The 26,977-nt window shown below is 65.9% G+C and carries 23 protein-coding genes; 5 read left to right on the top strand and 18 right to left on the bottom strand.

All coding sequences use genetic code 11. The features are described from left to right. Positions 1-3: 3 nt before the first annotated feature. A complete protein-coding gene (locus MA09_RS20910) occupies positions 4-426 on the top strand; it encodes a post-PEP-CTERM-1 domain-containing protein (RefSeq protein ID WP_152594745.1) in 423 nt (140 codons plus the stop codon). Then, on the top strand, positions 413-1,849 hold the full coding sequence (locus MA09_RS25555) for a PA domain-containing protein (RefSeq protein ID WP_036252750.1): 1,437 nt from the start codon (positions 413-415) through the stop codon (positions 1,847-1,849). The genes MA09_RS20910 and MA09_RS25555 overlap by 14 nt, the downstream gene beginning before the upstream one ends. Positions 1,850-2,071: 222 nt before the next feature. Here MA09_RS25555 and MA09_RS20900 read toward each other — a convergent pair whose 3' ends face one another. The 4 genes from MA09_RS20900 to clpS form a co-directional block, all read right to left on the bottom strand. Further along, a complete protein-coding gene (locus tag MA09_RS20900) occupies positions 2,072-3,652 on the bottom strand; it encodes a methyl-accepting chemotaxis protein (protein ID WP_036252748.1) in 1,581 nt (526 codons plus the stop codon). A 136-nt stretch (positions 3,653-3,788) separates the two neighbouring features. Further along, the gene (locus tag MA09_RS20895; RefSeq protein WP_036252746.1) at positions 3,789-7,205 is read right to left on the bottom strand and encodes a S41 family peptidase; all 3,417 of its coding nucleotides are present in this window, start codon (positions 7,203-7,205) and stop codon (positions 3,789-3,791) included. Between the two features lie 159 nt (positions 7,206-7,364). After that, entirely contained in the window at positions 7,365-9,665 is a 2,301-nt protein-coding gene (gene clpA, locus MA09_RS20890) for an ATP-dependent Clp protease ATP-binding subunit ClpA (protein WP_036252744.1), read from the bottom strand. Next, a complete protein-coding gene (gene clpS / locus MA09_RS20885; RefSeq protein ID WP_027864722.1) occupies positions 9,662-9,964 on the bottom strand; it encodes an ATP-dependent Clp protease adapter ClpS in 303 nt (100 codons plus the stop codon). The genes clpA and clpS overlap by 4 nt, the downstream gene beginning before the upstream one ends. A gap of 318 nt (positions 9,965-10,282) precedes the next feature. Between clpS and MA09_RS20880 the strand changes: the two genes are divergently transcribed. After that, positions 10,283-10,486 (top strand): cold-shock protein, encoded by a 204-nt coding sequence (locus MA09_RS20880; RefSeq protein ID WP_020653506.1) that lies wholly within the window; start codon positions 10,283-10,285, stop codon positions 10,484-10,486. 99 nt (positions 10,487-10,585) lie between these two features. On the opposite strand, the gene MA09_RS20875 is transcribed toward MA09_RS20880, so the two are convergent. Both MA09_RS20875 and icd read right to left on the bottom strand, forming a co-directional pair. Continuing rightward, complete coding sequence (locus MA09_RS20875; protein ID WP_036252742.1) at positions 10,586-10,876, bottom strand: hypothetical protein; 291 nt, start codon at positions 10,874-10,876, stop codon at positions 10,586-10,588. Positions 10,877-10,965: 89 nt separating this feature from the next. After that, entirely contained in the window at positions 10,966-12,219 is a 1,254-nt protein-coding gene (gene icd / locus MA09_RS20870) for an NADP-dependent isocitrate dehydrogenase (protein WP_036252740.1), read from the bottom strand. Positions 12,220-12,428: 209 nt separating this feature from the next. Between icd and MA09_RS20865 the strand changes: the two genes are divergently transcribed. Continuing rightward, on the top strand, positions 12,429-12,977 hold the full coding sequence (locus MA09_RS20865) for a pseudouridine synthase (RefSeq protein WP_036252738.1): 549 nt from the start codon (positions 12,429-12,431) through the stop codon (positions 12,975-12,977). Positions 12,978-13,177: 200 nt separating this feature from the next. Here the strand turns inward: MA09_RS20865 and MA09_RS20860 are convergent, their stop codons facing one another. After that, positions 13,178-15,412, bottom strand: coding sequence for an NADP-dependent isocitrate dehydrogenase (locus MA09_RS20860; RefSeq protein ID WP_036252736.1), 2,235 nt, complete (start codon positions 15,410-15,412; stop codon positions 13,178-13,180). A gap of 311 nt (positions 15,413-15,723) precedes the next feature. Beyond that, the gene (gene rpsT / locus MA09_RS20855) at positions 15,724-15,990 is read right to left on the bottom strand and encodes a 30S ribosomal protein S20 (protein ID WP_036216299.1); all 267 of its coding nucleotides are present in this window, start codon (positions 15,988-15,990) and stop codon (positions 15,724-15,726) included. A 255-nt stretch (positions 15,991-16,245) separates the two neighbouring features. Here rpsT and murJ point away from each other — a divergent pair, with 255 nt between their 5' ends. Next, the gene (gene murJ, locus MA09_RS20850) at positions 16,246-17,796 is read left to right on the top strand and encodes a murein biosynthesis integral membrane protein MurJ (protein WP_036252734.1); all 1,551 of its coding nucleotides are present in this window, start codon (positions 16,246-16,248) and stop codon (positions 17,794-17,796) included. 123 nt (positions 17,797-17,919) lie between these two features. Here the strand turns inward: murJ and MA09_RS20845 are convergent, their stop codons facing one another. Genes MA09_RS20845 through MA09_RS20800 form a run of 10 tightly spaced genes read right to left on the bottom strand, consistent with a single transcriptional unit; the run spans position 17,920 to position 26,956 of the window. Then, positions 17,920-18,675: a type II secretion system protein gene (locus MA09_RS20845; RefSeq protein ID WP_036252732.1), complete on the bottom strand. Its 756-nt coding sequence runs from the start codon at positions 18,673-18,675 to the stop codon at positions 17,920-17,922. Between the two features lies 1 nt (position 18,676). Next, positions 18,677-19,060: a type II secretion system protein gene (locus tag MA09_RS20840; protein WP_036252730.1), complete on the bottom strand. Its 384-nt coding sequence runs from the start codon at positions 19,058-19,060 to the stop codon at positions 18,677-18,679. A gap of 5 nt (positions 19,061-19,065) precedes the next feature. Further along, on the bottom strand, positions 19,066-19,536 hold the full coding sequence (locus tag MA09_RS20835; protein WP_036252728.1) for a type II secretion system protein: 471 nt from the start codon (positions 19,534-19,536) through the stop codon (positions 19,066-19,068). Further along, positions 19,536-21,569, bottom strand: coding sequence for a secretin N-terminal domain-containing protein (locus tag MA09_RS20830; RefSeq protein ID WP_036252726.1), 2,034 nt, complete (start codon positions 21,567-21,569; stop codon positions 19,536-19,538). Before MA09_RS20830 ends, MA09_RS20835 begins: the two co-directional genes overlap by 1 nt. After that, complete coding sequence (locus MA09_RS20825) at positions 21,569-22,123, bottom strand: hypothetical protein (RefSeq protein ID WP_036252724.1); 555 nt, start codon at positions 22,121-22,123, stop codon at positions 21,569-21,571. The genes MA09_RS20830 and MA09_RS20825 overlap by 1 nt, the downstream gene beginning before the upstream one ends. After that, positions 22,120-22,686: a hypothetical protein gene (locus MA09_RS20820; protein WP_051933663.1), complete on the bottom strand. Its 567-nt coding sequence runs from the start codon at positions 22,684-22,686 to the stop codon at positions 22,120-22,122. The genes MA09_RS20825 and MA09_RS20820 overlap by 4 nt, the downstream gene beginning before the upstream one ends. 5 nt (positions 22,687-22,691) lie before the next feature. Next, complete coding sequence (locus MA09_RS20815) at positions 22,692-23,264, bottom strand: PilN domain-containing protein (RefSeq protein ID WP_036252720.1); 573 nt, start codon at positions 23,262-23,264, stop codon at positions 22,692-22,694. Continuing rightward, positions 23,261-24,067: a hypothetical protein gene (locus tag MA09_RS20810; protein WP_036252718.1), complete on the bottom strand. Its 807-nt coding sequence runs from the start codon at positions 24,065-24,067 to the stop codon at positions 23,261-23,263. Before MA09_RS20810 ends, MA09_RS20815 begins: the two co-directional genes overlap by 4 nt. Then, positions 24,060-25,754: a GspE/PulE family protein gene (locus tag MA09_RS20805; RefSeq protein ID WP_036252716.1), complete on the bottom strand. Its 1,695-nt coding sequence runs from the start codon at positions 25,752-25,754 to the stop codon at positions 24,060-24,062. Before MA09_RS20805 ends, MA09_RS20810 begins: the two co-directional genes overlap by 8 nt. Further along, the gene (locus MA09_RS20800; RefSeq protein ID WP_036252714.1) at positions 25,751-26,956 is read right to left on the bottom strand and encodes a type II secretion system F family protein; all 1,206 of its coding nucleotides are present in this window, start codon (positions 26,954-26,956) and stop codon (positions 25,751-25,753) included. Before MA09_RS20800 ends, MA09_RS20805 begins: the two co-directional genes overlap by 4 nt. Positions 26,957-26,977 lie beyond the last annotated feature (21 nt).

Raw genomic sequence — 26,977 nt, 5'->3', positions numbered from 1 at the left:
AACATGCAAATCCGTGTATCCATGCTGCGTAGCGCCGTCGCCATCGCGGCGCTGGCCTTCGCCGGTTCGGCGCTCGCCGCCGGGCAGGAAGGCCAGACCGTTGCCAAGGACCAGCGCACCGGCAAGCTTCGCAATGCGACTGCCGCTGAGGTACAACAACTGAACGCGCTTCGCAAAGCGGAGCGCGAAGCCCAGAAGGCCGCACGCGCAGCATCCGGCGCCCCGGTCGCCGGCGTCGCCAGCCTGCAGGAGAACGGCGTCCTCGCCGCCCACGTCGATGAAGAGTCGATGATGCACACCGTGGTGCGCCGCACCGCCGATGGCAGGCTCGAGGCCGAGTGCGCCCACGGCGAGTATGCCGCCCATTCCGCCCTGTCCACCCCAGTGTCCAAGCACGCCAAGGAGCACCAGAATGAAGTTCAATAAGCGTCCAAACCTCACTCTGGTGGCCGCGGCCCTGGCCCTCGCCTGCGGCAGCATGGGCACTGCCCAGGCAGCAGCAAAGATCGTCATCAACAACCTGAACGCGCCTGGCGTCGGCTTCAATGAGACGACCCCGGCCACGCCCGTCGGCGGCAATACCGGCACCACCATCGGCGAGCAACGCCTGATCGCGTTCACGCACGCGGCCAACATCTGGGGCAAGACCCTGACCAGCGACGTCCCGATCGTCATCAATGCGACCTTCGAACCGCTGTCCTGCACCGCGACCAGCGCCGTGCTGGGCAGCGCCGGCGCCACCCAGGTGTTCGCCAACTTCAAAGGCGCGCCGAAGACCGACGTCTGGTATTCGTACGCACTGGCCAACAAGCTCTACGGCAGCGAGATCTCGACCTCCCCGGGCGGCCAGATCACGGCACGCTTCAACTCCAATCTCGGCAAGCCGAACTGCCTGGCTGGCAGCGCGTTCTACCTGGGCCTGGATGCCAACGAAGGCAACAACATCGACTTCGTCGCCACCCTGCTGCACGAAATGGGCCATGGCCTGGGCTTCCAGACCTTCACCAGCGGCGCGACCGGTGCTCCGTTTGCCGGACGTGCTTCGGTCTGGGATACCTTCCTCCTCGATAACACGACCGGCAAGCTGTGGGTCGACATGACCAATGCCGAGCGCGCGGCATCGGCGCTCAAGCCGGCCGGCCTGTCCTGGACCGGCGCCCGCGTCACCGCAGCAGCACCGTCGGTCCTGACCCCGAGTGCGCAACTGCGTGTGATCGGCGTCGGCGCCGATTCGCCAGCCGGCGACCTGTACGCGGTCGGCGAAGCCGATTTCGGTCCGAAGCTGGACAAGTCGCCGCTGACCGGCCAGATCGCCGCGGTGGCGCTGCAGCCTGACAGCCCGGGCTCGGCATGCACGCCGTTCAACGCTGCCAACGCCGAAGCCGTGCGCCGCAAGATCGCCCTGGTCAGCCGCGGCACCTGCGGCTTCACCGTCAAGGTCAAGAACGCCCAGGACGCAGGCGCGATCGGCGTGATCGTGGCGGACAACGCACCGGGCGCAGTGACCGGCCTCGGTGGTGCCGATCCGTCGATCACCATCCCGGCCCTGCGCGTGAGCCAGGCCGATGGCGCCAAGATCCTGGCCAGCCTGACCAAGCCGAACGGCAACGCGAACGGCACCGTGGCCAAGTTCGAACGTTCCAAGACCCAGCTCTCGGGCGCCGATGCCCAGGGCCGCGTCACGATGTTCACGCCGAATCCGTTCCAGCAGGGTTCGTCGGTGTCGCACTACAACACCACGACCACCCGCAACCAACTGATGGAACCGTCCATCAGCGCGGACCTGACCCATTCGGTGACGGCGCCGGTCGACCTGACGATGGAACTGTTCAAGGACATCGGCTGGTAATCCTCCGGCCGCTGCAAGCGAAAGCCGCCTGCTTGCAGGCGGCTTTTCTCTTTGTACTCGACAAGAAACAAAGCTGAGTTTTGGCAAACAGAACCGCAGGTGCGGCTTGCCGATGCATGCAAGGCGGCGAGTGCGCCGCAGTGCGAACACTGCAAGCAGGCGCCAACGCAGCAGCGCTGCCGGTTATGACAGCCAACAACACATTTGTTTATGGGCGAGTACTTAGGTTACGGCAAGCGCGCGGGGGACATGCGCGGCCTGGCGCACTTTGAAAGTCGCCACCAGTTTCGACAGCTCGGCTGCCTGCTGGCGCATCGATTCCGCGGCTGCTGCGGCCTGCTCCACCATGGCGGCGTTCTGCTGGGTCGATTCGTCCATCTCGGCGATCGCCTGGCCTACCTGAGCCACGCCGCTGGCCTGTTCGCTGCTGGCGGTGGAGATGGTGTCGAGCAGGCCGGCCACGTCGTGCACGTGCTCCAGCACGGCGCGCATGGTCTCGCCCGCGGCGCCGGCGATGTCGGTGCCGGCGGCGATTTCCTCGGTCGAATCCTTGATGAGCTGCTTGATTTCCTTGGCCGCGGATGCCGAGTGCTGGGCCAGGCTGCGCACCTCGGCCGCCACCACGGCGAAGCCGCGTCCCTCGGTGCCGGCGCGCGCCGCTTCCACCGCCGCATTCAGCGCCAGGATGTTGGTCTGGAAAGCGATGCTGTCGATCATGCCGGTGATGTCCGTGATCCTGTCGGCCGATGCCTTGATCGCCCCCATGCGCACCACCACTTCCTCGACCGCCTGGGCGCTGCGGGTGGCGACGTTCGACGCCGACTGGGCGAGCGCGTTCGCGGAGCGGGCGCTGGCATTGTTCTGGGCGATGGCCTGGCTCAGCTCTTCCATCGCGCTGAGGGTCTGGCGCAGGCTCGATGCCTGGCGCTCGGTGCGGCGCGACAGGTCCTGGTTGCCGTCGGCGATTTCGCTCGACGCCGAGTCGATCGCCTGGGCGCCGGCAAGCACCTGGGAGACGGTGGCGGAGACGCCGCCGGTCATGCCGTTGAGGGCGTCGAACAGGCGGCCGATCTCGTCGCTGCGCGCGTGGCGGATGACCGGACGCAGGTCGCCATGGGCCACCTGCTCCGCCAGGGTGACGGCCTGCTGCAGCGGACCCACGATGTTCCGCGTCAGCATCCAGGCGAGGAGCCCGCCGACGCCCAGCGCGCCGAGGCCAAGCGCCAGCACCAGCGCTTTGCCGAACATCGACGCGGAAGCCGATTCCTCGGCCAGGCGATGGGCCTCCCCGGTTTCATGGGCCAGCAGGGCTTCCAGCGCGCCGGTATAGGCTTTGTAGTTCTTCTCCCAGTCGCCGCTGACGAGCTGCTCGACGACCCCGGTCTGGCCGAACTCCTTGGCCTGGAACAGCGCAGCCTGGACCTTCGCCAGCGCCGCCTTGTGCTTGCCTGCGTCACGGATCAGGGCGGTTTCAAGCTCGCCGCGCGGCAGCCTGCCCAGCTTGGCTTCAAGCTCGGCGGCGGCCTTCTTGCCCGCTGCCAGCTGGGCGCCGAAGTAGTCGGCCAGCTCCAGGCTGTCGCTGCGTGCGATGGCGACCGTGCGCGAGCCGTTCAGGCGTTCGACGCCGAGCAGGTCGGAAGTCAGCTGCTGCTTGGCCAGCTTGTCGTAGACGAGGTCGGAGGTCAGGGCATCGTTGGACTGCATGCGCCATAACGCCACGCTTGACAGCAGAACGATCAGGAAGGAAACGACGCCGAAGGAGCCAAGAATTTTGGTGCCGGTCTGGAGCTTTGCGAGGGGCATTGCAAGTATCGGAGTTGGAAGGATACTTGCAGTTTAGAAACTCAATATGACATGGCGATGAAATTCCGTGACATCCACCGGCGCGGATGTCACGGAAGCGCGCCGGGAATGGGTGCATTCCCGCTCACCATCGCGCCTACTTGTTGGTCGGCGGCGCCTTGTTGGCAGCCTCGCCGGCTTCCCATTGACGCTTGAGCGCGGGAATTGCCGCCGGCTTCCATGGCCTGACCGGCTGCTCCTTCATCTTCTTCTCGAGCAGTTCGATCGCCACTTCCAGCTGGCGGTCGCGGCCTTCGAAGGTCTCGTGCGGCAGGTTGTCGACCTCGACGTCCGGCGACACGCCCACGCCTTCGATCAGCCACTCGCCGTCGGCGGCGAACTGGCCGAACTCCGCCACGCGCGCCCTGCCGTTGTCGGCCAGGCTGTTGCCGTCGCTGAGCCAGACGCCGGCGCCGGCGGTGCGCTTGCCGACCAGCGGGCCCAGTTTCAGGGCCTTGACGCCGGCGGCGAAGGTCTCGCCGTCCGAATAGGTCAGCTCGTCCATCAGCACCACCAGGTGGCCGCGGAAGGTGTTCTGCATATTCGACTGCGGCAGGGCGCCGTTCGAGGTCCAGAACGCCCACGAGCGGCGCAGCAGCTTCTCGATGATCCAGCTGTCGATGTTGCCGCCGTTGTTGCGGCGCACATCGATGATCAGGCCTTCCTTGTTGATGTTGGCGTAGAAGTCGCGGGCGAAGGCATTGATGTCGCGCGCCACCATGGCGCGCAGGTGCAGGTAGCCGATCCTGCCCTTCGATGCCTCGTCGGCCTGCCGGGCCCTGCCCTGCTCCCAGTCCGCGTAGCGCAGGCTGGCGTGCTGCGCCATCGAGACCGGCGTCACGATGACCGGGCGCGGCCTGCTTCCCGGTTTGTCGCCCGGGCTCTTCACGTGCAGCAGCACCTGCTTGTCGGCCTGGTCGAGCAGCAGGTCGGCGATGTCGCGCGCTTCGGTGAGTAGCTTGCCGTTGACGGCGGTGATGATATCGCCTTCCTTCACGCCGACGTCGGGTGCCGCCAGCGGGCCGCGCTCGGACGGCAGTTCCGGCTCGCTGCGGTAGACGCGGTCGACACGGAAGCCCTCGGGCACGCGCGTGAGCACGGCGCCCAGGCTCGAGGGCACGCCTTCGCCCCCGGCACGGCGCACGTCGCCCGGGATGATCTGCGAGTGCAGCGCACCCAGCTCGCCCACCATCATGCCCAGCACGTCGTTGAGCTCGGCGCGGTCGGTCACGCGCTCGACCAGCGGCGCGTAGCGGTTGCGCACGGCCACCCAGTCGATGCCGCGCATGTTGGCGTCGTACAGGAAGTCGCGGTGCATGCGCCAGGCGTCGTTGAACATCTGCTTCCATTCCAGGCGCGGGTTGGTGCTCACCGCCCAGTCGTCGATCTTGATGCGTGCCTTCGACACGTCGGCCGGGGCCTTGGCGCCGGCGGCGACGATCAGCATCTCGCCCGGTCCATTCGCGCTGAAGGTGCGGTAGAAGACGTGCTTGCGGTCGGTGCTCAGGCCGAACTCGCGCACGTTGTTGACGAAGACCTCCGGCTGCGGGCTGCTGCGCGAGATTTCCAGGGTCTTGAGCGCACCGCTGCGGCCGTTGTCGGACTCGAGGATGTACAGGCGCTTCTCGTCGATGGCCAGGGCGCGGTAGTTACCCGGCGCGACCGGCACTTCGTACAGGCGCTCGCGCAGGCCGGCATAGTCGATGGCCGGGGTCGGCGCCGGCTTGGCCTTGGGATCGGCTGCATTGGCCGCGGCGGTGACAGCGGCAGCCACGGCGACCGCGGCGGTCTTGTCGGCGTCTTCCTTGCCGGGCGTCTGGACCGCGGCACGCGCGGCGGCTTCCGGCGAAGTTGCTTCCGGCTTGGTCAACTCGTCCTCGGGCTTGAAGGGGAAGCGCACGCCGGGCTGCAATGCCAGCGCGTAGATACCGACGCGGCGGTCGAACACCGGGCCCATGTTGCGGTCGCCCCAGGGACCGGCATTACTCACGTTGAAGTGACGCGAGGACAGGAAGTACAGCCACTTCCCGTCCGGCGAGAACACCGGCGAGTCGGCCGTGTAGCGGTCGGTGGTGACGAAGGCCATGGTCTTGCTGGGCAGGTTGTACATGCCGATCTGGTTGCGCTGCTCGCTGCTGCCGACGCGCACAAAAGCCAGGTTGCGGCTGTCCGGCGACCACACCACCTGGTCCGGACGCTCGGCGCCGACCTGGTTGGCGTCGTCGATGATGACATTGGTCCTGGCCTGCAGGTCGAGCAGCCAGGTGCGGCCCTTCTTGTCGGTGTGGGCCAGCCACCTGCCGTCCGGCGACGGATACAGCCCCGAGCGGTGGCTGGCGCCGTCGATGGTCAGGCGCTCGCCCTTGCCCGAGCCGTCGGCGGCGTAGCGCCAGATTTCGTTCTCGCCGGTGGTGTCCACGAAGGCATAAATCCACTTGTCGTCGTGGCTGAACACGGCGCTTCGAGCGCGCGCGCCTTCCGGCACGGCGATCTCGACGCGGCGGTAGGTGCCGGTGCCGGCGATGGTCACCTTGCCACGCGCGGTCAGGACGATGCGCTGGGCCTTGTTGGCGACGTCGATGTTGGTCAGCGCGTCGAGCGGCGAGCGCACGCGGCGGGTGCGCTGCTGGTCGAAGTCCGAGACCAGGCTGGCCTGTACGCGTGTGTCGGCGCCACTGGCGATGTCGAACACGCGCAGGTCGGCGCCCAGCTGGTAGGCGATGCGACCGTCGCCGAGCGAGGCGGTGCGCACGTCCCATTCCGTGTGCCCCGTGTGCACCTTGCGGTCGCTGCCGTCCGGCAGCGCGGACCAGATGTTGTCGGTGCCGCCGGCATCGCTGATGAAGTAGATGCGGCCCCGCCACCACATGGCGCGGCGGTTGTTGGCATTGTCGTCCTTGAACAGTCGGGTGGCCTCCCCTTTCGAGCCTGTTTCGAACCGCCACAGCTGGGCATGGGCGCCGCCGCGGTAGGCCTTGACGTTATCGTTGGTCATCGACAGGCCCATGCGCGTGAAGAACACGGTGCGGCCGTCGTCGCTCAGCACGGCGTCGTTGGCGTCGGCCAGCGGCAGCACGCGGCGCGTCATCTTCACGGGGTCGAGGGCGGCGACGATACGGTGTTTCGACGGTCCCACCGAATTTTCGGTACTTGCCAACACTTCGCCCTGCGCGGTCCAGCCCAGCACGGTCACGCCGCCATTCTCGAAGGTGATGCGCTTGGGCAGGCCGCCCTCGATCGGCATCACATAGGCTTCCTGGGCGCCTTCGTAGGAGGCGACGAAGGCGACGTGCTTGCCGTCGTGCGAAATCGCGGCCTGGGTTTCGCTTGCTGGGTGCGTTGTCAGGCGGGTCGCTTTGCCGCCCTGCGTGGTGGTGCGCCACAGGTCACCCTCGGCGGTGAAGACGATGCTGTCGCCGCGGATGGCGGGGAAACGGAAGTAGGGGTCGGCGGCGGCGGCCTGGCTGCCGATCAAGGCAAGCGACAGGGCAAGGATCGGGCGGAACACGGGCATGTTTACATGGGGCAAAGTTTACTCAAGAGGAAGAGTTTGCCACATGAGTGCTGCCGCGCGACGGGCAAATGTGCAAAAAAAGCTGGGCCGGTCAGCTGCGTGCCGGACAGGCATAAAAAAACCGCGCTTGACGCGCGGTTTTTTGCGATACCCGATCGGTTACTCGATCTCGACCGTCTCGGCCGGAGCCGGTGGCGGCAGAACGTCCCCTTCCGGGAACTCGAGGATGACGTCGTCCTTCTCGTTCAGGTCCACCGTGACGCGGCCACCGTTGACCAGGCGGCCGAACAGCAGCTCGTCGGCCAGCGCCTTGCGGATCATGTCCTGGATCAGGCGCGACATCGGACGGGCGCCCATCAGCGGGTCGAAGCCCTTCTTCGCGAGGAACTTGCGCAGCTTCTCGCTGAAGACCGCTTCCACCTTCTTCTCGTGCAGCTGCTCTTCCAGCTGCATCAGGAACTTGTCCACGACGCGCAGGATGATGTCCTCGTCCAGCGCGCGGAAGCTGATGATCGCGTCCAGGCGGTTGCGGAACTCCGGCGTGAACATGCGCTTGATGTCGGCCATCTCGTCGCCCTGCGCCTTCGAGTCCACGAAGCCCACCGAGCGCTTGGTCAGGCTCTCGGCACCCGCGTTCGTGGTCATGATGATGATCACGTTGCGGAAGTCGGCCTTGCGTCCATTGTTGTCGGTCAGCGTGCCGTGGTCCATCACCTGCAGCAGGATGTTGAAAATGTCCGGGTGGGCTTTTTCGATCTCGTCCAGCAGCAGCACCGCGTGCGGCTTCTTGGTGATGGCCTCGGTCAGCAGGCCGCCCTGGTCGAAGCCGACGTAGCCCGGCGGCGCACCGATCAGGCGCGACACCGCGTGGCGCTCCATGTACTCGGACATGTCGAAGCGCACCAGCTCGATGCCCAGGATGAAGGCCAGCTGCTTGGCGACCTCGGTCTTGCCGACGCCGGTCGGGCCCGAGAACAGGAAGGAGCCGATCGGCTTGTCGGTCTTGCCCAGGCCGGCGCGCGCCATCTTGATGGCCGATGCCAGCGCGTCGATGGCAGGATCCTGGCCGAACACCACGTTGCGCAGGTCGCGGTCGATGGTCTGCAGCTTGCTGCGGTCGTCCTGGTTGACGGTCTGCGGAGGGATCCGCGCGATCTTCGCGATGATGTCCTCGATCTCGGTCTTGCCGATGGTCTTCTTCTGCTTCGACTTCGGCAGGATGCGCTGTGCGGCACCCGCTTCGTCGATCACGTCGATGGCCTTGTCCGGCAGGTGGCGGTCGTTGATGAAGCGCGCCGCCAGCTCGGCCGCGGTCGACAGCGCCGAGGCCGAATATTTCACGCCGTGGTGCTCTTCGAAGCGCGACTTCAGACCGCGCAGGATCGCCACGGTCTGCTCGACCGACGGTTCGTTGACGTCGACCTTCTGGAAGCGGCGGCTCAGCGCATGGTCCTTCTCGAACACGCCGCGGAATTCGGTGAACGTGGTCGCGCCGATGCACTTGAGCTGGCCGTTCGCCAGGGCCGGCTTGAGCAGGTTCGATGCGTCCAGCGTGCCGCCCGACGCGGAACCGGCGCCGATGATCGTGTGGATCTCGTCGATGAACAGGATGCCGTTCGGTGTGTCCTTCAACTGCTTGAGCACGGCCTTCAGGCGCTGCTCGAAGTCGCCGCGGTACTTGGTGCCGGCCAGCAGCGCGCCCATGTCGAGCGAATACACGACGGCGTTCTGCAAGATCTCGGGCACGTCCTCCTGGACGATGCGCCATGCCAGGCCTTCGGCGATGGCGGTCTTGCCGACACCGGCCTCGCCCACCAGCAGCGGGTTGTTCTTGCGGCGCCGGCACAGGATCTGGATCACGCGGTCGACTTCTTCCTCGCGGCCGATCAGCGGATCGATCTTGCCGTCGGCAGCCGACTTGTTCAGGTTCTGGGTGAACTGGTCGAGCGGGCTTTCCTTGGCCTGGCCTTCGACTTGCGCCTCTTCCACGCCTTCCGACGCCTTGCTGGTGTCGAGCTGCTGGTCCTTGCGCACGCCGTGCGAGATGAAGTTGACCACGTCGAGACGGGTCACGCCTTGCTGGTGCAGGTAGTAGACGGCATGCGAGTCCTTCTCTCCGAAGATCGCCACCAGCACGTTGGCGCCGGTGACTTCCTTCTTGCCGTTCGACGCCGACTGGACGTGCATGATCGCACGCTGGATCACGCGCTGGAATCCGAGCGTCGGCTGGGTATCGACCTCGCCCGTGCCCGGCACGGTCGGGGTGTTATCACCGATAAAATTAGTCAAGGTCTTGCGCAGGTCTTCGATATTGACCGCGCACGCACGCAGGACTTCGGCGGCTGATGGGTTGTCGAGCAGGGCCAGCAGCAGGTGTTCCACGGTGATGAACTCGTGGCGGGCCTGGCGGGCTTCGACAAAGGCCATGTGTAGGGATACTTCAAGTTCCTGCGCAATCATACTTCCTCCATCACGCATTGCAGGGGGTGCCCTGCCTTACGCGCATGCGTTAAGACAAACTCCACTTTGGTACACGCTATATCTTTGGAAAACACCCCACAGACGCCCTTGCCGTGCCGATGCACGGAAAGCATGATCTGGGTCGCCGTTTCGCGATCCTTGTTGAAGTACTCCTGGATGATCGCAACCACGAATTCCATCGGCGTGTAGTCGTCGTTCAGCAACGCCACCTGGTACAACGGTGGCGGTTTTACGGTCTGCCGCTCCAGCAGCTGTTCGGTGTCATGCTTCGTAGCCATGGGCGTATTCTAATGCTTTCAAAGTCTGTGCCAAGCGTAAACATCAGCTCGTTCTCATGTGCTTCCATGTTACGCGTTTTCCGCTGAATGCGCAGATGGCGATCCAATTGACGAAATCAAGAGCCGTGTTACCTCTGCCGTGAAAAATTTGGCAACAGCTCCCCAAAACCGCTTGACTTCAGTGATTATTCCACCAACAATGCAGTCATTGACATTGTACTTATGTACTTGTTGATAAGAAGTGAGCAGGCTGAGGAGGGGCAAGAAGCTTCTTGCTTTTATGGCTCGTGTGATTAGTTAAAATTTGAAAGTTCTTTTATGGCAACTGGTACTGTTAAGTGGTTCAATGATTCCAAGGGTTTTGGCTTCATCACTCCTGATGACGGCGGCGAGGATCTGTTCGCACACTTCTCCGCGATCAATATGAACGGTTTTAAGACCCTCAAAGAAGGTCAAAAAGTCCAATTCGAAGTCACGCAAGGCCCGAAAGGCAAGCAAGCTTCCAACATCCAGGGCATGTAATCATTCCCCTCCCGGAAGCGAAGAACCCCGCGCAAGCGGGGTTTTTTTTCGCCCCGGCGGCATGCCCTGCCCTGCCGCATTCAGCTCCCGGCCCCGCATTCAGCTCCCTTGTGTACGAGCATAAGCCAGTTCCGCCGCAAAGTGTCGTGTATCGTTCAACAGTGCGGCGATCCGCTCGTCGCTGACGGAGTCGCCGCGTGCGCGCCGCGCGTCTTCTGTCCAGTCCGCCAGGACGGCATCGAAGCGCTCCGCCAATGCGGCGCCGCGGTCGGCCAGCCCGGCCGGCAGCGGGCCTTCGGCCTGCAATTCGCGCAGGGCGCCAGGCGACGCAAAGCGGTGGAAGCCATCGATGAAACGGCCGATGCGATCGAAGTCTGCGCCATGCTCCATCACGCCCCCCCATGAGAAAAGCCCCGGCGCTGCCGCGCACGGGGCTTTCATCATAGCCGAAGCCCTAGTTAGTCCGATATTTCGTCCGCTTACATCTGCTCGATCATCACCTCGCCGAAGCCCGAACAGGACACCTGCGTCGCCCCTTCCATCAGGCGCGCGAAGTCGTAAGTGACTTTTTTCGAGGTAATCGCGCGTTCCATGGCGCTGATGATGAGATCGGCCGCTTCGACCCACCCCATATGGCGGAGCATCATCTCTGCCGAAAGGATGAGGGAGCCCGGGTTCACGTAGTCCTTGCCTGCGTATTTGGGCGCGGTGCCGTGGGTTGCCTCGAACATCGCCACCGAATCCGACATGTTCGCGCCCGGGGCGATGCCGATGCCGCCGACCTGGGCCGCCAGCGCGTCCGAGATATAGTCACCGTTCAGGTTCAGGGTAGCGATCACGCTGTACTCGGCCGGGCGCAGCAGGATCTGCTGCAGGAAGGCGTCGGCGATCGAATCCTTGATGGTGATCTCGCGGCCGCTCTTCGGGTTCTTGAACTTGCACCATGGACCGCCATCGATCAGCTCGGCGCCGAATTCACGCTGCGCCAGCGCATAGCCCCAGTCACGGAAGCCGCCCTCGGTGTACTTCATGATATTGCCCTTGTGGACCAGGGTGACCGAGGGCTTGTCGTTGTCGATCGCATACTGGATCGCCTTGCGCACCAGCCGCTCGGTGCCTTCGCGCGAGACCGGCTTGATGCCCAGGCCCGAGGTCTCCGGAAAGCGGATCTTCTTGACGCCCATCTCTTCGGTCAGGAACTTGATGACCTTCTTGACGCCTTCCGAGCCTTCGGCCCATTCGATGCCCGCGTAGATGTCTTCCGAGTTCTCGCGGAAGATCACCATGTCGGTCTTCTCCGGCTGCTTCAGCGGCGACGGCACGCCGGCGAAGTAGCGCACCGGGCGCAGGCAGACGTAGAGGTCGAGTTCCTGGCGCAGCGCGACGTTGAGCGAGCGGATGCCGCCGCCCACAGGCGTGGTCAGCGGACCCTTGATCGAGACCACGTAATCCTTCACCACGTCCAGGGTTTCCGCCGGCAGCCATACGTCCGGGCCATAGACCTGGGTCGACTTTTCGCCGGCGTAGATTTCCATCCAGCTGATCTTGCGCGCGCCGCCATAAGCCTTGGACACGGCCGCATCGACGACCTTGAGCATGACCGGGGTGATGTCGACGCCGGTGCCGTCACCCTCGATGTACGGAATCACCGGATTGTCCGGCACATTCAGCGAGAAGTCGGCGTTGACGGTGATTTTCTGGCCGTCGGCCGGGACCTTGATATGTTGGTACATCGTGCTCTCCCATGTGGTCGCTTATGTGATCGCTTTGCAGGCCGGTTCGTGGCGTCTGGCCGTTACTGGCCGTGCCTGGGCCCGCATTTCATCTACAATGTGGAATACGGCTGCAAGTCTTCTATAAGACAGCTTCCCAGCATCTTGCATTATGCACCAGTATTTTCCGAGGCGCTACGCAGCACCTTTTATGACCCCTTTCGCACTCCATGCCTCTGATCCTCTTCAATAAACCGTTCCAGGTCCTGTGCCAGTTCTCCGGACAGGACGGCCGCGAGACCCTGGCCGATTACCTGGATATCCCAAACATCTACCCTGCCGGCCGCCTGGACGCCGACAGTGAGGGCCTGATGCTGCTGACCGACGACGGCAAGCTGCAGCACAAGATCGCACATCCGGACCACAAGGAAGCCAAGACCTACCTGGTGCAGGTGGACGGCCTGGCTGATGCTGCTTCCCTTGCTCGCCTGCAGGCGCCCCTGGACCTGGGAGATTTCGTGACCAAGCCGTGCAAGGCGGTCCGCATCGCCGAGCCGGCCTGGCTGTGGCCGCGCAATCCGCCGATCCGTGCACGGCAGGACAAGCCGACCGATTGGATCGCGATCACGCTCGAGGAAGGCAAGAACCGGCAGGTGCGCCGGATGACGGCGGCGGTGGGCTTGCCGACCCTGCGGCTGGTGCGTTCGAGTATCGGGCCGTTTTCGCTGGCGACGCATCCCTTGATGCCCGGCGAGTTCATCGAAGTCCGGTATCCGTAGGGTGGGCGGCTTCGCCGCCCACGCGGTGATAGTTTGCAGCGCGATCAGCCGGCGCGGGAGCGGAGCCGATAGCGATCGCCGCGTGGGCGGAAAACAGTCCACTGGACTGTTTTCCCCCGCCTACCCTACCAACGTCACGAGCAAGCACCAAAAAAAACGCCGGCGCAGAGCCGGCGTTCGTATTTGAAGCTAACGATCGCTTACGCCGCGAACGACTCCAGCGCAGCGTTGAAGGTCGCGCTCGGACGCATCACGGCCTTGACCTTGGCGTCGTCGGCCTTGTAGTAGCCGCCGATATCGGCCGGCTTGCCTTGCACTTCCAGCAGTTCCTGGACGATCCTGGCTTCGTTCTCGGTCAGTTGCTTGGCCAGCGGCGCGAACTTGGCTGCCAGTTCGGCATCCTCGGTCTGCGCGGCCAGTTCCTGCGCCCAGTACATCGACAGGTAGAACTGGCTGCCGCGGTTGTCGAGCTCACCGGTCTTCGGCGACGGCGACTTGCGGTTATCCAGCAGCTTGCCGGTGGCCGCGTCCAGGGTCTTGGCCAGCACCTTGGCCTTTGCGTTGCCGGTCTTCAGCCCCAAGTCTTCCAGCGACACCGCCAGCGCCAGGAATTCGCCCAGCGAATCCCAGCGCAGGTGGTTCTCTTCGGTCAGCTGCTGCACGTGCTTGGGAGCAGAGCCGCCGGCGCCGGTTTCGTACATGCCGCCGCCGGCCATCAGCGGGACGATCGACAGCATCTTGGCCGAGGTGCCCAGTTCCAGGATCGGGAACAGGTCGGTCAGGTAGTCGCGCAGGATGTTGCCGGTCACCGAGATGGTGTCCAGGCCGCGCTTGACGCGCTCCAGGGTGTAGCGCATTGCACGGACCTGCGACATGATCTGGATGTCCAAACCGGTGGTGTCGTGGTCTTTCAAATAGGTCTTGACCTTCTTGATCAGTTCGTTCTCGTGCGGACGGTACGGGTCGAGCCAGAACACGGCCGGCATGCCCGAGTTGCGCGCGCGCGTCACGGCCAGCTTGACCCAGTCGCGGATCGGGGCATCCTTGGTCTGGCACATGCGCCAGATGTCGCCGGTTTCCACGTTCTGGCTCATCAGGACTTCGCCGGTGGCGAGGTCGGTGATGTTGGCCACGCCGTCTTCCGGGATCTCGAAGGTCTTGTCGTGCGAGCCGTATTCCTCGGCCTGCTGCGCCATCAGGCCCACGTTCGGGACGGTGCCCATGGTCTTCGGATCGAAGGCGCCGTGCCATTTGCAGAAGTTGATGATCTCCTGGTAGATGCGAGCAAAGGTCGATTCCGGAATGACGGCCTTGACTTCCTTCAGCGAGCCGGTGGCGTCGTACATCTTGCCGCCGGCGCGGATCATGGCCGGCATCGACGCATCGACGATCACGTCGTTCGGCGAATGGAAGTTGGTGATGCCCTTGGTCGAGTCGACCATGGCCAGCGCCGGACGGTTTTCCTGGCAGGCGTGCAGGTCGCGCTCGATTTCTTCGCGCTGCGAGGCCGGCAGTGCGGCGATCTTGTTGTACAGGTCGGCCATGCCGTTGTTGACGTTGATGCCGAGGCTGTCGAACAGGGCGCCGTGCTTTTCAAACGCTTCCTTGTAGAACATGCGCACGCAGTGGCCGAACACGATCGGGTGCGAGACCTTCATCATGGTCGCCTTGACGTGCAGGGAGAACAGCACGCCGGTTTCCTTGGCGTCGGCGATCTGCTTTTCGTAGAAGGCCAGCAGGGCCTTGCGGCTCATGAACATCGAATCGATGATCTCGCCGGCCTGCAGCGCGACCTTCGGCTTCAGGACGATGGTCTGGCCCGACTTGGTGACCAGTTCCATCTTGACGTCGCGCGCGGCGTCCAGGGTCATCGACTTTTCGCCGTGGTAGAAGTCGCCGTGGGTCATGTGCGACACGTGGGTGCGCGATGCCTGCGACCACGCTGCCATCGAGTGCGGGTTCTTGCGTGCGTATTCCTTGACGGCTTTCGGCGCGCGGCGGTCCGAGTTACCTTCGCGCAGGACCGGGTTCACGGACGAGCCGATGCACTTGCTGTACTTGGCCTTGATGGCCTTCTCTTCGTCGGTCTTCGGGTCGGCCGGGTAGTCCGGCAGCTTGTAGCCCTTGTCCTGCAGTTCCTTGATGGCGGCGACCAGCTGGCCCACCGAGGCCGAGATGTTCGGCAGCTTGATGATGTTCGCGTCCGGCTCCAGGGTCTTCTTGCCCAGTTCGGTCAGCACATCCGGGACGCGCTGTTCCGGAGTCAGGTATTCCGGGAACTGCGCCAGGATACGGGCGGCAACCGAAATGTCGGCCTGCTCGACCTTGATGCCGGCCGGCTTGGTGAAGGTGCTGACGACTGGCAGGAAGGCGTGGGTCGCCAGCAGCGGCGCCTCGTCGGTCAGGGTGTAGATGATGGTCGGATCACTGCTCATACGCTTTTTCCTCGATGATCGCGCGGGTCGCACGATGTCAAAAAACAGGTGGTAACGCTCGGGTCTTGAAGCCCTCGACTTCACGAAGTCTTCTATAAGACATAAGACGGCGTTTCACATTATGCACCAGTATTTTACTGTGCGCCACGCTTTTAGCGATTCCACCGCCCTCCGCAGCGCGCAGCTCCGGGACGAAATCAGGCGAACCCGAGCGTATGCAACAAGCGAAAAAACCCGCCGGACCAATGGGTCGGGCGGGTCTTTCTCTGCACAGAACTGCCTGCGCGGCCTAGGCCGCACGCACCTCGCTATTAAGCGGACAGTGCCTTCAGGGCAGCAGCCAGGCGGCTCTTGTGGCGGGCTGCTTTGTTCTTGTGGATGATCTTCTTGTCAGCGATGCTGTCGATGGTCGACACGGACTGCTGGAAGATGGTGGTTGCAGCGGCCTTGTCGCCAGCCTGGATGGCCTTGCGAACTGCCTTGATTGCGGTGCGCAGGGTCGAACGCTGTGCCGAGTTGTGCGCGTTTTGCTTAACTGCTTGACGAGCGCGTTTGCGCGCTTGTGCGGTATTTGCCATGAAATTTCCTAAATCGGGGTCAAGTTGCGTTTGCAAACATTAGCGAGTGAAACCGGCGCTTTTCCGTGCCTGCCCAACGATTAGTGTCTGCTAACAGAATTCAGTACAGCCCACGATTATAGCGAAGGAAACCGGCCAGGGCAATTCATAAATGCATAATTGTCGTCCCGGCTCCATAGTCTGGACGAATAATTCTCGCGTTTCCGGGGCGTGCGCCGGTCCCGGGCGGGTGTTGCCCACGTATAATCCCGGGCCATGAACCTGCTCCGTACCCTCGCCGCTATTTCCAGCATGACCATGGTGTCCCGCGTCACCGGCCTGCTGCGGGACAGCCTGTTTGCCGCCACCTTCGGCGCTTCGAATTTCACCGACGCTTTCAACATCGCTTTCCGCCTGCCCAACCTGCTGCGCCGGCTGTTCGCGGAAGGCGCCTTCTCGCAGGCCTTCGTGCCGATCCTGACCGAGTACAAGACCAGGCATGGCCAGGAAGCGACCAAGACCCTGGTCGACCACGTGGCCACCGTCCTGGTCTGGGCGACCGTCCTGACCAGTATCGTCGGCATCCTGGCGGCGCCACTATTGATCTATGCAATCGGCGGCGGCCTGCAGCGCGAGCCCGCGGCTTTCGACGCCGCGGTCGTGATGACGCGCATGATGTTCCCCTATATCGCCTGCATGGCCTTCGTGGCGCTGGCGAGCGGCGTGCTGAATACCTGGCGCCACTTCAAGATCCCGGCCGTTACCCCGGTGGTGCTGAACATCTCCTTCATCGTCTCGGCCCTGGTGCTGGCCGACTGGTTCGAGCAGCCGATCTATGCGATGGCGGTCGGCGTGTGCGTCGGCGGCCTGGCCCAGGTGGCGATCCAGATCCCGTCGCTGGTCAAGCTCGGCATGCTGCCGCGCCTGTCGCTCAATCCCCTCACCGGCCTGCGCGACAGCGGCGTGCGCCGCATGCTCGGCAAGATGGGGCCAGCCGTGTTCGCGGTGTCGGCGGCCCAGATCAGCCTCCTGATCAACACCACCATCGCCGCCAGCCTGGCCGCAGGCGCGGTGACGGCCCTGCAGTACGCCGACCGGCTGATGGAATTCCCTACCGCCCTGCTGGGCGTGGCGCTGGGCACCATCCTCCTGCCCAGCCTGGCCAAGGCGAATACCGAAGGCGACACCCAGGAATATTCCTCACTGCTGGACTGGGGCCTGCGCCTGACTTTTCTCCTGGCGGTGCCCTCGTCGGTCGGCATGGCGACGCTGGCGGTGCCGATGATCGCGACCCTGTTCCATTACGGCGTGTTCACCGCTGCCGACGTGTCGATGTCCTCGCTGCCCCTGATGGCCTACAGCGCCGGCTTGCTCGGCTTCATCCTGGTGAAGACCCTGGCGCCGGCCTTCTATGCGCGCCAGGAAGTGCGCACGCCGGTCAAGATCGCAGTCGGCGTGATGGTCGCGACCCAGCTGATGAACCTCGTGTTCGTGCCGCTGTTCGGCGTGGCCGGCCTGGCGTTGTCGATCGGCGTGGGCGCCTGCGTCAACGCCGCCTTCCTGTACACCGGCCTGCGCCGGCGCCAGATCTACGTGCCGCAGCCGGGCTGGGGCAAGTTCTTCCTCAAGCTGCTGGTCGCGGTGAGCGTGATGGGGCTGGTGTCCTGGTTCGGCCAGGCGCAGTTCGACTGGATCGCCCTGCGCGCCACGCCGCTGCTGCGCGCCGGCGCGCTGGCGGCGATCATCGCCGCAGCCGCCATCGCCTATTTCGCCGTGCTGATGCTGCTGGGCTTCCGCCCGCGCGACTTCAAGCGCCGCGCCAAGTAGGGTAGGCGGGGGAAAACAGTCCAGTGGACTGTTTTCCCGCCCACGCGGTGATCGTTGTCGGTGCCCCAGGCGCACGGGCAGATCTTGCCAGGTTTGAACGCGCGGTCGGCAAAGCCGACCACCCTACTTCCCGGAATCCTGGGATTGCCCAGGCGGCTCCCTCTGTTCCTTCCCTTCCTGTTCGGCCGGCTTGTCCGGCTCCGGCTCCTCTGCCGGCGGCTCGTCCTTCGGGGGCTCGGGTTCGGGTTCGGGTGCGGGCGGTCGCTCCTGCGGCGGCACTTGCGGCACTTGCGGCGCAGGCGGCGTGGTCACGGGCTGAAGCTGCTGCTGCGGCGCGGCGCCCGGCATGGGCGGCATGCCGGATGGCCTGCCGCCCGGCGCGAGCGGCGCCGCCGCGCTCTGCTGCTCGGCCATGAACTTCCAGTCGGAGATGTGCTCGCGGTTCTCGAAGCCGGGGAAGCGCTTGTCGAAATTGGCCAGCTTGAGCGGCGCCGCCTGCGACAGGCTGTAGACACCCAGGATGCGCCCGCCCTCGCCCCCCATCCGCACCAGTCCCCATTCCGCCTTGCCGGCCACCGGGTCGACGAAGATCTTGCGCAGGTGCCGGCGCGGGCTCGGGAAGCGCGTGTCGCGCAGCAGTTCCTGCAGGGTCATCGGCTGTTGCGGCTGGCCGCGCGGGGTCGCCTCGGCATAGGTCCGCAGCGCCGTGCTGAACTGATAGCCGATCTCCAGCAATTCCTGCTCCGCGTGGGCACGCTGAAGCAGCGAGCCGATCTTCAGCGTGGCGGCGCCGACCATGCCGAGGATGAAGACGAAGATGATCAGGCCGAGATAAGTAAACCCGGCCTCGGACGAGCATCGCGCACCACGCACACCCATGTCACCACTCCGTGTAGGGCTTGCCCTTGCGGCCGTTGCCCGGCGCGCCGCTCTTGATGTTGCCGACCTCGCCCTGCTCGTCTTCCTGGGGCGGCTCCACGATCCAGGTCTCGCGGCTCTCGGTGATCGGGTCCATGGGCAGCTCGCGCAGGTACTTCTTCTCCACCAGCTGCTCGAGCGAATCCGGATAGCGCCCGGTATCGGCGCGGAACTGGTCGATAACCGCGCGCGTATTGCGCAGGTTCTCCTCGAGGATGGTCTCTTTCGTACTGTCGATGCTCGGGAACAAGCGCGGCACCGCCAGCGTCAGCAGCAGGGCCACGATGCCCAGCACCACCAGCAGTTCGATCAGGGTGAAGGCGCGCAGACGTTTCAGTTGGGGCATCGTGCTCACCACTTGTTGTAAGGGATGCCGTTCAGGCCGGGTTTCTCGGACATCGAGTACACGTCGTAGACGTCGTCGCCTTCCTTGGGCTCGTCCGGCTCGCTGGCGTAGCTGCGCTTGCCCCAGGTCTCGGCATCCGATGCCTCGGGATCGCGATGGAAGGGATCGCGCGGCAGCCGGCGCAGGAAGTAGATCTGGGCCTGCTTCGGGCTCTTCTGGTCGCGCACGCCCTCGACCAGCATCTCCAGGCGCGGCGGATAGCCGGTGGCGCCCGCCGCCTTGGCCACGCGGCCTTCGTCGCTGGCCTTCTTGTAGGCGTCGATGCCGGCACGGATCTCGCGCAGGGCGCGGCGCAGCTCCACCTCGTCGCGGCGCTGGGCCGTGACCTGGGCCACCGGCACCACCAGCGTTCCGAGCAGGGCCAGGATCGCCAGCGTGACCAGCAGTTCGATGAGGGTGAAGCCGCGTCTGGACATTACTGCTGCGTGGCCTGGTTGGCGGGCGGCGGTGGGACCGGGATGACCTGGACCGCCGCATCGGGAGCCGCCCTCGGTGCCGGTACTGCTGCCGGCATGGATGGCGGCGGGCCGGATTGCGGCGAACCGGTCTGCGGCGTCACCGGGAGCTGCGACGGTGGTACGGAGACAGGCGCCGCCGGAGCAGCACCATTGGCCGGTGCCGCGCCCTGTACCGTAGCCGCCGCACGCGCGGCGGCGGTTGCATCGACCGGCAGTTGCACCGGCGCGCGCGCCGTGCTGTCCGGCCGGCGGCGGAAGCTGGCCTCGGTGCCGGCGCCGAATTCGGAAGCGACGGCTGCCGGACGCTGCACCGTACGCACCAGGCGCGGCGTGATCGACAGCACGATCTCGGTGCGGTCGCTGGTGTCGCGCGTGCTGCCGAACAGGCGGCCGACGATGGGCAGGTCGCCGATGCCCGGCACCTTGCTGCCGCTGGAGCGGTCTTCGTTGCTGATCAAGCCCGCCAGCACCTGGTTCTCGCCGTCCTTGAGCTGAAGGAAGGTGGTCGCCGAGCGAGTGCCGATGCGGTAGGCCACGGTGCCGGAACGGGTCGTCACCGAGTCGCCCAGGGTGCTGACCTCGAGCGAGATGCGGATGCCGACCTCGTTGTTCAGGTAGATGGTCGGCTCCACGTTCAGGGTCAGGCCGACGTCGATGTAGTTGACCGACTCGGAGGCGAAGCCACCCACCCCCGACGAGATCGTGGTCGAGATGTTCGGGATCTTGTCGCCGATGACGACCTTGGCCTTTTCCTTGTTGCGCACGCGGATGCGCGGGTTGGCCAGGATATTCGAGTCGCCGTCGGTCTTGTTGGCGTTGACGGTGGCGGTCAGGTCGCTGATGACGCCGACGTTGCCGCGGTTCAGGCCGCGTAGCTGGTCGATGCTGACGGGGTCGCCGTCGATGGTGGCCAGCGGCGCGAACGAGACCGAGGACGGCCAGGAAATACCGAGGTCGACCATGCGGCTGCGCTTGATCTCCAGCACCTCGACTTCCAGCATCACCTCGGGTTCCGGCACGTCCTGCAACGCCACCAGCTGGGTTGCCACGCGCACCGCTTCCGGACTATCGCGCAGGATCACGAGGTTGAGCTTTTCGTCCACCACCACGTCACGCGACTTGAGGATGGTCTTGAAGGTATTGGCGATGCTCTTGGCTTCGGCATTGGCCAGGAAGAAGGTCTTGACCGTCATCTCCTGGTATTCCTTCAGCTTGGCCGCCACGTTCGGGTAGATCAGGATGGTGTTGCCGTCCATGACCTGGCGCTCGAGCTGGTTGGTCATCAGGAGGTAGTAGACAGCCGCTTCGACCGTGCTGTTCTTCAGGAAGATCGAGCTGCGCTGGTCGGCCTTGACGTCCTTGTCGAAGACGAAATTCAGGCCGGCGTGGCGCGAGATCACCTCGAAGATCTGCTTCAGCGGCGCGTCACGGAATTCCAGGCTGATCGGCTTGCGGAAGGATGCCGCCAGCGCCGCCTCGCCGGCCGGCGCCGCGGCCGCCTTCTCGTCGATTTCGAGCATCAGGAGCCGCGCCGGCTCGTGGGCCGGACGCTCGGCCAGGATTGCGGCCAGCTTCTGGCGCGCGCCATCGAGCTGGCCCTTTTCGAAAGCGGTGCGCGCCTCCTGCAGCATGGCGCCATGGCGGCGGTCGGCCTCGACCTGGCGCAGGCCGCTGCTGGCACGCTCGTTGGCCGGATCGAAGGCCAGTACGCGGCGGTAATCCTGCAGCGCCTGTTCCGCCTGGTTGTTGGCGAGCGCGCTCTCTGCCTGACCGATCAGGCGGTTGGCCGCCGTGTCGCGCGCGCGCAGGTAGGCGGTGCGGTACCGGGGATTGCCCGGGTCGGCGGCCACCGCCTCCTGGTATTTCGCCAGCCCGGCCCCTACCTGGTCCTGCGCCACGAGCGCATTGCCTTCCTGGTAGGCGCGCTGCCCGGCGCAGCCGCCGATCAGGACGACCGCCAGGGCAAGGGCGTGTATCCGGAAACGAAGCATCAATCGAACACTCCAATATTGAGCTGCTGAACCTGGTTCAGCGGCAGATAAGTCAGGGTCAGCACCGGCGGCTTGATCGCATCGACGCGGTACATGCCGTCGATGACCGTGTTCTCGCGCACCAGATGGGTACGGTCGCCGCGGGCAAGGTAGATCTCCCAGACGCCGTCCTGCAGCGACTTGCCGATGAAGGTGAAGGGCAGTGGCGGTGCGCTTGGCGGCGGAGGCGGCGGCGCGGGCGGCGGCGGAGGCGGCGGCGGGGTCCAGTCCTGGCGCGCAAACACGCCGTTCGCACCTGCATTGAAACGGTCGCCGCTGTCGCCGATGAGCACCTCGCGCGGGACGAGGCGCAGGATGGCCACGCTATTATCCTTATCCTTGCCGTTGTCCGGTACGGCGCCGGCTTGAACGGCGGGCGCGGCTGCAACGGATGCCGTGGGCTGCGCGCGCTCGACCGGCTCGGCCACCACGTCCTCCGGCGAGTTGTCGCCGAAGACCACCAGGACCGTGGCCGCCACCAGGGCGACGCTCATCGCGATATGGCGCGGCTTCATCGCGCTCCCTCAGGGGTGGCCGCCAGGTACAGCGTCAGGCGCAGGCGCGCCTCGACGGTCTCGCTGCCGATGGCGTCGCGCCGGAAACCGACGTCGTCGAGCGAGGCATGCGGCAAGGCGCGCAGGGCGTCGAAGGCGAACTGCCAGATCGCGCCATAGCGGCCGGTCACCGGCAAGGTGATCTGGTAGGTCAGGAAGCGCCCTGCCCGGTCCTGGCTGCTCCGGTACTCGCCCTGGCGCAGGGCCAGGCCATTCTTCTCGGCCAGCGCGAACAGGGTCTTGAGCTGGCGGTCGACGTTGCGGCGCCCGCCCAGCGAGGCATAGAAATGCGCAAGGTTCTGGTCGGCGCTCGGTGGAGGCGGCGCGATTGCACCAGGGACGGACGGCGGCAAGGCGGCCTGGCGGCGCGCCGCCGCGTACTGTTCGTCGAGGTCGAGCAGGGCCTTGAGCATCAGGGCGATCGCCACGATGACGGCCAGCGCCAGCGTGGCCGCGCCGGCGACGACCGGATTCATGCGGCGCACCACGAGCACCAAGCGCAGCCACAGCGAGGACAGGCTCATGTCTCTCATTGGCCGCCCCCGCTTGTGTCCCCGTTGGTGCCCCACTGTGCGCTGAGCTGGAAGCGCAGGGGGCGGTTCGGTTCCTGCTCGGCGATCTCGTGGCGCACCAGGGTCACCGAGCCGAACCAGCCCTGCTCCTCCATCTTCGCCACATAGGCCAGCATGTCGTCGCTGTTGCGCGCTTCGGCCGTGATGCGCAGGGTGCGGCGCCTGGCGTCGGGTTCCAGCGCCAGCAGGGCGACGTTGCCCGGCGTCGCCGCGCGCACCGCCTCGACCAGGTCGCGCCACGGCAGGTTGAGCTGCATGACGGCGTCGTTGACGGCCTGCGCCTGGGCGTCGGACACGCTGAACTTCGGCGTTGCGGCCACCGGCAGCGGACGCGCGGCCTGCGAACGCGCCGCAATGGCGGCCTGCAGTGCCTCCAGCCCTTCGCGCTCTTCCTGGTACTTGCGTACCTGCCCCACCAGCACGAAACACAGGCAGGCGGTCGGAAGCAACAAAGCGGCGAAGCGCGGCGGCACCCGGAACAGGGCGCGTCGCAGCGTACGCGGCGCAAAATCGATATTGGTGCGCTTCATGATCCGACCCCGGTGCGCGCCAGGCGCACGTGCGGCGACCAGTCGGCGCTGTCGTCTTCCAGCAGGGTGCAGGCGAACTTCAGGCGGCCCGCCGAGCTGGCCCAGCCCCCCGGTGCGGCGCCGCACAGCTGGATGCGTTCCGGCCGCCCTACCCCGACGCGCAGTGCTTCGCGCGCCACGTGGGCTTCCAGCCAGTCGCGGTCGGCCCCTTGCGGGATCACGGCGGTGCGCACCGCAGCCAGTACGCTGCCCTCGTAGGCGGCGATCGAGAGCACGCCGCCGTGCACCAGGCCGAACCAGGCGCCCGGACGGCGCTGGCGGCGCCAGGCGTTCATCGCGGCCACGAACTGCGGCGCCACCTCGACCAGGTGGAAGCGGTGCTCGCGCGCCAGCGATTCGAGGAGCGCGAGCAGCGCTTCGGGCGCGGCGGCGGCCAGGAAGGGCCGCGCCGCATCCCAGTCGGCGCTGATGCGCCACTCGACGGGCGGCGCGCCGAACAGATGCTGGTGGCGCAGCGCGGCGGCAGCCTGCAGGTCGCCCAGGCGCGTCGCGCCCTGCGGCGGCGGCACCTGCCACAGGCGCACCAGCTCGTCGGCCAGCACGACGCCGACCGGCCAGCCGCGCGGGTCGATTTCCGCCAGCAGCGCGCGCAGGCCCGCGGCCAGCGCATCGGGAGCGCCGGCTTCGACCGCCGGCTGGGCCAACACCTCCACGCCGGCGCGCGGCCAGCCGCGCACGCGCAGCAGGGCCAGGCCGTCGGCGGCGATGCCGAGGCGCAGGGACTGTCCGAAAGGCCTACGCATGGAGGGTCACCCGCTTGATCTCGTCGATGGTGGTGGCGCCGCGCTTGACCAGGTCGAGCGCGGCCAGGCGCAGGCTGCGGGTGCCGTTGGCGTGGGCGGCGGCCTTGATGCGGCGGATCGGCTGCTTGTCGACGATCAGCTCGCGGATCTCGTCGTTCAGGGTCAGGATCTCGGCGATCGAACGGCGCCCGCGGTAGCCGGTGCCGCGGCAGTCGCCGCAGCCCTTGCCGCGCATGAAAACGTAATCCTGGGCGTCCTCGCGCGCCAGGTGCACCGAGGCGAGCTCCAGCACGTCCGGCTCGTATCGCTCGGCGCAATGCGGGCAGTTCATCCGGATCAGGCGCTGGGCCCAGATGCCGTTCAGCGCCGACACGAAGGCATAGGGGTCGATGCCCATGTGGGTAAAGCGCCCGAACACGTCGAACACATTGTTGGCGTGGACGGTGGTGAGCACCAGGTGGCCGGTCAGCGCCGACTGCACCGCGATCTCGGCGGTCTCGCGGTCGCGGATCTCGCCGACCATGATCTTGTCGGGGTCGTGGCGCAGGATCGAGCGCAGGCCTTTCGCGAAGGTCAGGCCTTTCTTCTCGTTGACCGGAATCTGCAGGATGCCCGGCAGCTGGTACTCGACCGGGTCCTCGATGGTGATGATCTTCTCGCGCCCGTTGTGGATCTCGGTGAGCGCCGCGTACAGCGTGGTGGTCTTGCCGGAACCGGTCGGTCCCGTCACCAGGAGCATGCCGTAGGCTTCCTGGGCCAGCGTACGCAGGGTCACCAGGGACGGCGCGTCGAAGCCCAGCGCTTCCAGGGTCAGCGCGCCGTAGGATTCGATCATGGCGCGCTTGTCGAGGATACGGATCACCGCGTCCTCGCCGTGGATGCTGGGCATGATCGACACGCGCAGGTCGATGTCGCGCCCGCCGGATTCGACCCGGAAGCTGCCGTCCTGTGGGATGCGCCGCTCGGCGATGTCGAGCTCGGCCAGCACCTTCAGGCGCGAGATGATGTGCTCGGCCAATTCGATGCCGCCCACCGTGGCCGCATGGTCGAGCACCCCGTCCACGCGGTATTTCACCGCCAAGCCGCCAGCCGTGCTCTCGAGGTGGATATCGGAGGCACCGGCCTTGAGCGCGTCGTACAGGGTCGAATTGACCAGCTTGACGGCCGGGCTGCCGCTTTCCGACACCGAGGCAAAGGACAGCACCTGGTTCACCTTGCCGTCGCGCCGGCCCTCGCCGTCGCTTCCTACCAGGCTGTCGACCGCGCGCGCGGACTCCTCCTGCTTGGAGAGATAGGCCTGGATGTCGGACTGGAGCGCCAGGCACAGGTCGAGCGGGGTCCTGGCCGTGGCGCGCGCCTGCGCGCCCAGCCAGGTCTGCAGGTCGAGGTCGAAGGGATCGGACAGAACGCCGGTCAGGTGGCCGCTGCCATCGCGCAGCAGGACACAGTGGCGCGACATGGCCCCGGCCAGGGGCAGCAGGTCGAAGGCGGGCGACTGCGCCAGCATGGCGGCGGTTTCCATCACCGCCAGCCCGAACGGCGCCGCCAGCTCGCGAATGATCCGCCGCGGCTCCAGCCCGGTCAGTCCTTCGAGCTCGGCCACCAGGCCGCAGCGCGAGTGCCGCGAGAGGGCGCGGGCACGCGCCAGCAGCGCCGGATCGAGCAACTTGTCTTCGGGCGCGTTCACGACATGTCCCCCGCGAGGTCGAAGATCGGCATGTAGAGCAGCACCACGATCGCCCCCACCACCAGGCCGATCGCCGCCATCAGCAAGGGCTCGAAGGTGCGGGTGAAGCGGTCGATCCAGCGCGTGATCTCGCCGTCGTAGAAGGCGGCCGACTGGGTCAGCATGGGCCCCATGTCGCCGGTGCGCTCGCCCACGCGCAGCATGCGCAAGGAAATCGGCGTGGTCAGGCCATTCGCTTCGAACGCATTGGACAGCGGCTGGCCGGATTCGATCGCGGCGCGCGCATGCAGCAGGCCCTTGCGCACGTTACCGGACACCATCGGCTGCACGGTTTCGATGGCGCCGACGATGGTGATGCCGCCCTCGGTCAGCATGCCGAGGGTCAGGTACAGGCGCGACAGTTCATAGATGCGGGCGCGCTCGCCGATGCCCGGCAAGCGCACCAGCAGGCGGTTGATGCCGCCGCTGCGTGCCAGGCGCCGCACCCCGGCAACCGCGCCCACGATGGCGAGCAGCGCCGCGACCAGGATCGCGCTGCCATGGCTGGACGCGAACTGGCCCCAGTCGAGCAGCAGCTGCGACATCCAGGGCAGCGTGCGCCCTGCCCCCTGGTAAACCTCGGCGAACTTCGGCACCACGTAGCCGATCAGGAAGGCGCTCACGCCTCCGCCCACCAGCAGCAGGATCACGGGATAGATCGAGGCGCTGACGATCTTGGCGCGCACGGTATCGATGCGCTGCTGGTAATCGATGTAGCGCGACAGTGCGCGCGGCAGGTCGCTGGTGCCTTCGGCAGCGCGCACGATACCGACGTACAGCGGCGGGAACAGGTCGGGCTGGGCGGCCAGCACGCTGGAAAAGCGCTTGCCCTCGCGCAGGCCGGCAAGCAGGCGCTCGAGCACGCCGCGCGCGCCCGGGCTGGCTTCTTTCTCGAGCAGCGCTTCCAGGCCCTCGACGATGCCCAGGCCGGCATTGAGCAGGGCCAGCAGTTCCTGGCTGAACAGCACCAGCGAGAGCTTGCCGCCGCCCTTGCGGCCAAACCCGGCCAGGCCGGCGAAAGGCGAAGACCGCGCCGGCTCGACGGCGCTGACGTACAGCCCGCGCGCCTCGACCTGGCGGCGCGCGTCGAGCGCGTCGGCGGCATCGACGACGAGGTTCGAGATCGACATGTCGGGCGCAAGGGTACGAACGGCAAACTGCATGAAGGCGGGCCCGGCTGTGTT

Origin of the sequence: Massilia sp. BSC265 (assembly GCF_000740675.1) — a bacterium.
In the GTDB taxonomy this organism is placed as follows: domain Bacteria; phylum Pseudomonadota; class Gammaproteobacteria; order Burkholderiales; family Burkholderiaceae_D; genus Telluria.
The sequence above is the reverse complement of the archived record's forward strand: the minus strand, read 5'-3'. Positions and strand labels throughout refer to the sequence as shown.

Bases quoted from the DNA above. Each gene is read 5' to 3' on its own strand.
- MA09_RS20845 (WP_036252732.1), bottom strand. From the start codon at position 18,675: ATGGGTGTGCGTGGTGCGCGATGCTCGTCCGAGGCCGGGTTTACTTAT.
- MA09_RS20810 (WP_036252718.1), bottom strand. From the start codon at position 24,067: ATGCGTAGGCCTTTCGGACAGTCCCTGCGCCTCGGCATCGCCGCCGAC.
- MA09_RS20900 (WP_036252748.1), bottom strand. From the start codon at position 3,652: ATGCCCCTCGCAAAGCTCCAGACCGGCACCAAAATTCTTGGCTCCTTC.
- MA09_RS20860 (WP_036252736.1), bottom strand. From the start codon at position 15,412: ATGAGCAGTGATCCGACCATCATCTACACCCTGACCGACGAGGCGCCG.
- MA09_RS25555 (WP_036252750.1), top strand. From the start codon at position 413: ATGAAGTTCAATAAGCGTCCAAACCTCACTCTGGTGGCCGCGGCCCTG.
- MA09_RS20910 (WP_152594745.1), top strand. From the start codon at position 4: ATGCAAATCCGTGTATCCATGCTGCGTAGCGCCGTCGCCATCGCGGCG.
- MA09_RS20835 (WP_036252728.1), bottom strand. From the start codon at position 19,536: ATGTCCAGACGCGGCTTCACCCTCATCGAACTGCTGGTCACGCTGGCG.
- MA09_RS20815 (WP_036252720.1), bottom strand. From the start codon at position 23,264: ATGAAGCGCACCAATATCGATTTTGCGCCGCGTACGCTGCGACGCGCC.
- icd (WP_036252740.1), bottom strand. From the start codon at position 12,219: ATGTACCAACATATCAAGGTCCCGGCCGACGGCCAGAAAATCACCGTC.
- MA09_RS20820 (WP_051933663.1), bottom strand. From the start codon at position 22,686: ATGAGCCTGTCCTCGCTGTGGCTGCGCTTGGTGCTCGTGGTGCGCCGC.
- MA09_RS20825 (WP_036252724.1), bottom strand. From the start codon at position 22,123: ATGAAGCCGCGCCATATCGCGATGAGCGTCGCCCTGGTGGCGGCCACG.
- MA09_RS20840 (WP_036252730.1), bottom strand. From the start codon at position 19,060: ATGCCCCAACTGAAACGTCTGCGCGCCTTCACCCTGATCGAACTGCTG.
- rpsT (WP_036216299.1), bottom strand. From the start codon at position 15,990: ATGGCAAATACCGCACAAGCGCGCAAACGCGCTCGTCAAGCAGTTAAG.
- clpS (WP_027864722.1), bottom strand. From the start codon at position 9,964: ATGGCTACGAAGCATGACACCGAACAGCTGCTGGAGCGGCAGACCGTA.
- MA09_RS20830 (WP_036252726.1), bottom strand. From the start codon at position 21,569: ATGCTTCGTTTCCGGATACACGCCCTTGCCCTGGCGGTCGTCCTGATC.
- MA09_RS20800 (WP_036252714.1), bottom strand. From the start codon at position 26,956: ATGCAGTTTGCCGTTCGTACCCTTGCGCCCGACATGTCGATCTCGAAC.
- murJ (WP_036252734.1), top strand. From the start codon at position 16,246: ATGAACCTGCTCCGTACCCTCGCCGCTATTTCCAGCATGACCATGGTG.
- MA09_RS20865 (WP_036252738.1), top strand. From the start codon at position 12,429: ATGCCTCTGATCCTCTTCAATAAACCGTTCCAGGTCCTGTGCCAGTTC.
- MA09_RS20895 (WP_036252746.1), bottom strand. From the start codon at position 7,205: ATGCCCGTGTTCCGCCCGATCCTTGCCCTGTCGCTTGCCTTGATCGGC.
- MA09_RS20875 (WP_036252742.1), bottom strand. From the start codon at position 10,876: ATGGAGCATGGCGCAGACTTCGATCGCATCGGCCGTTTCATCGATGGC.
- clpA (WP_036252744.1), bottom strand. From the start codon at position 9,665: ATGATTGCGCAGGAACTTGAAGTATCCCTACACATGGCCTTTGTCGAA.
- MA09_RS20880 (WP_020653506.1), top strand. From the start codon at position 10,283: ATGGCAACTGGTACTGTTAAGTGGTTCAATGATTCCAAGGGTTTTGGC.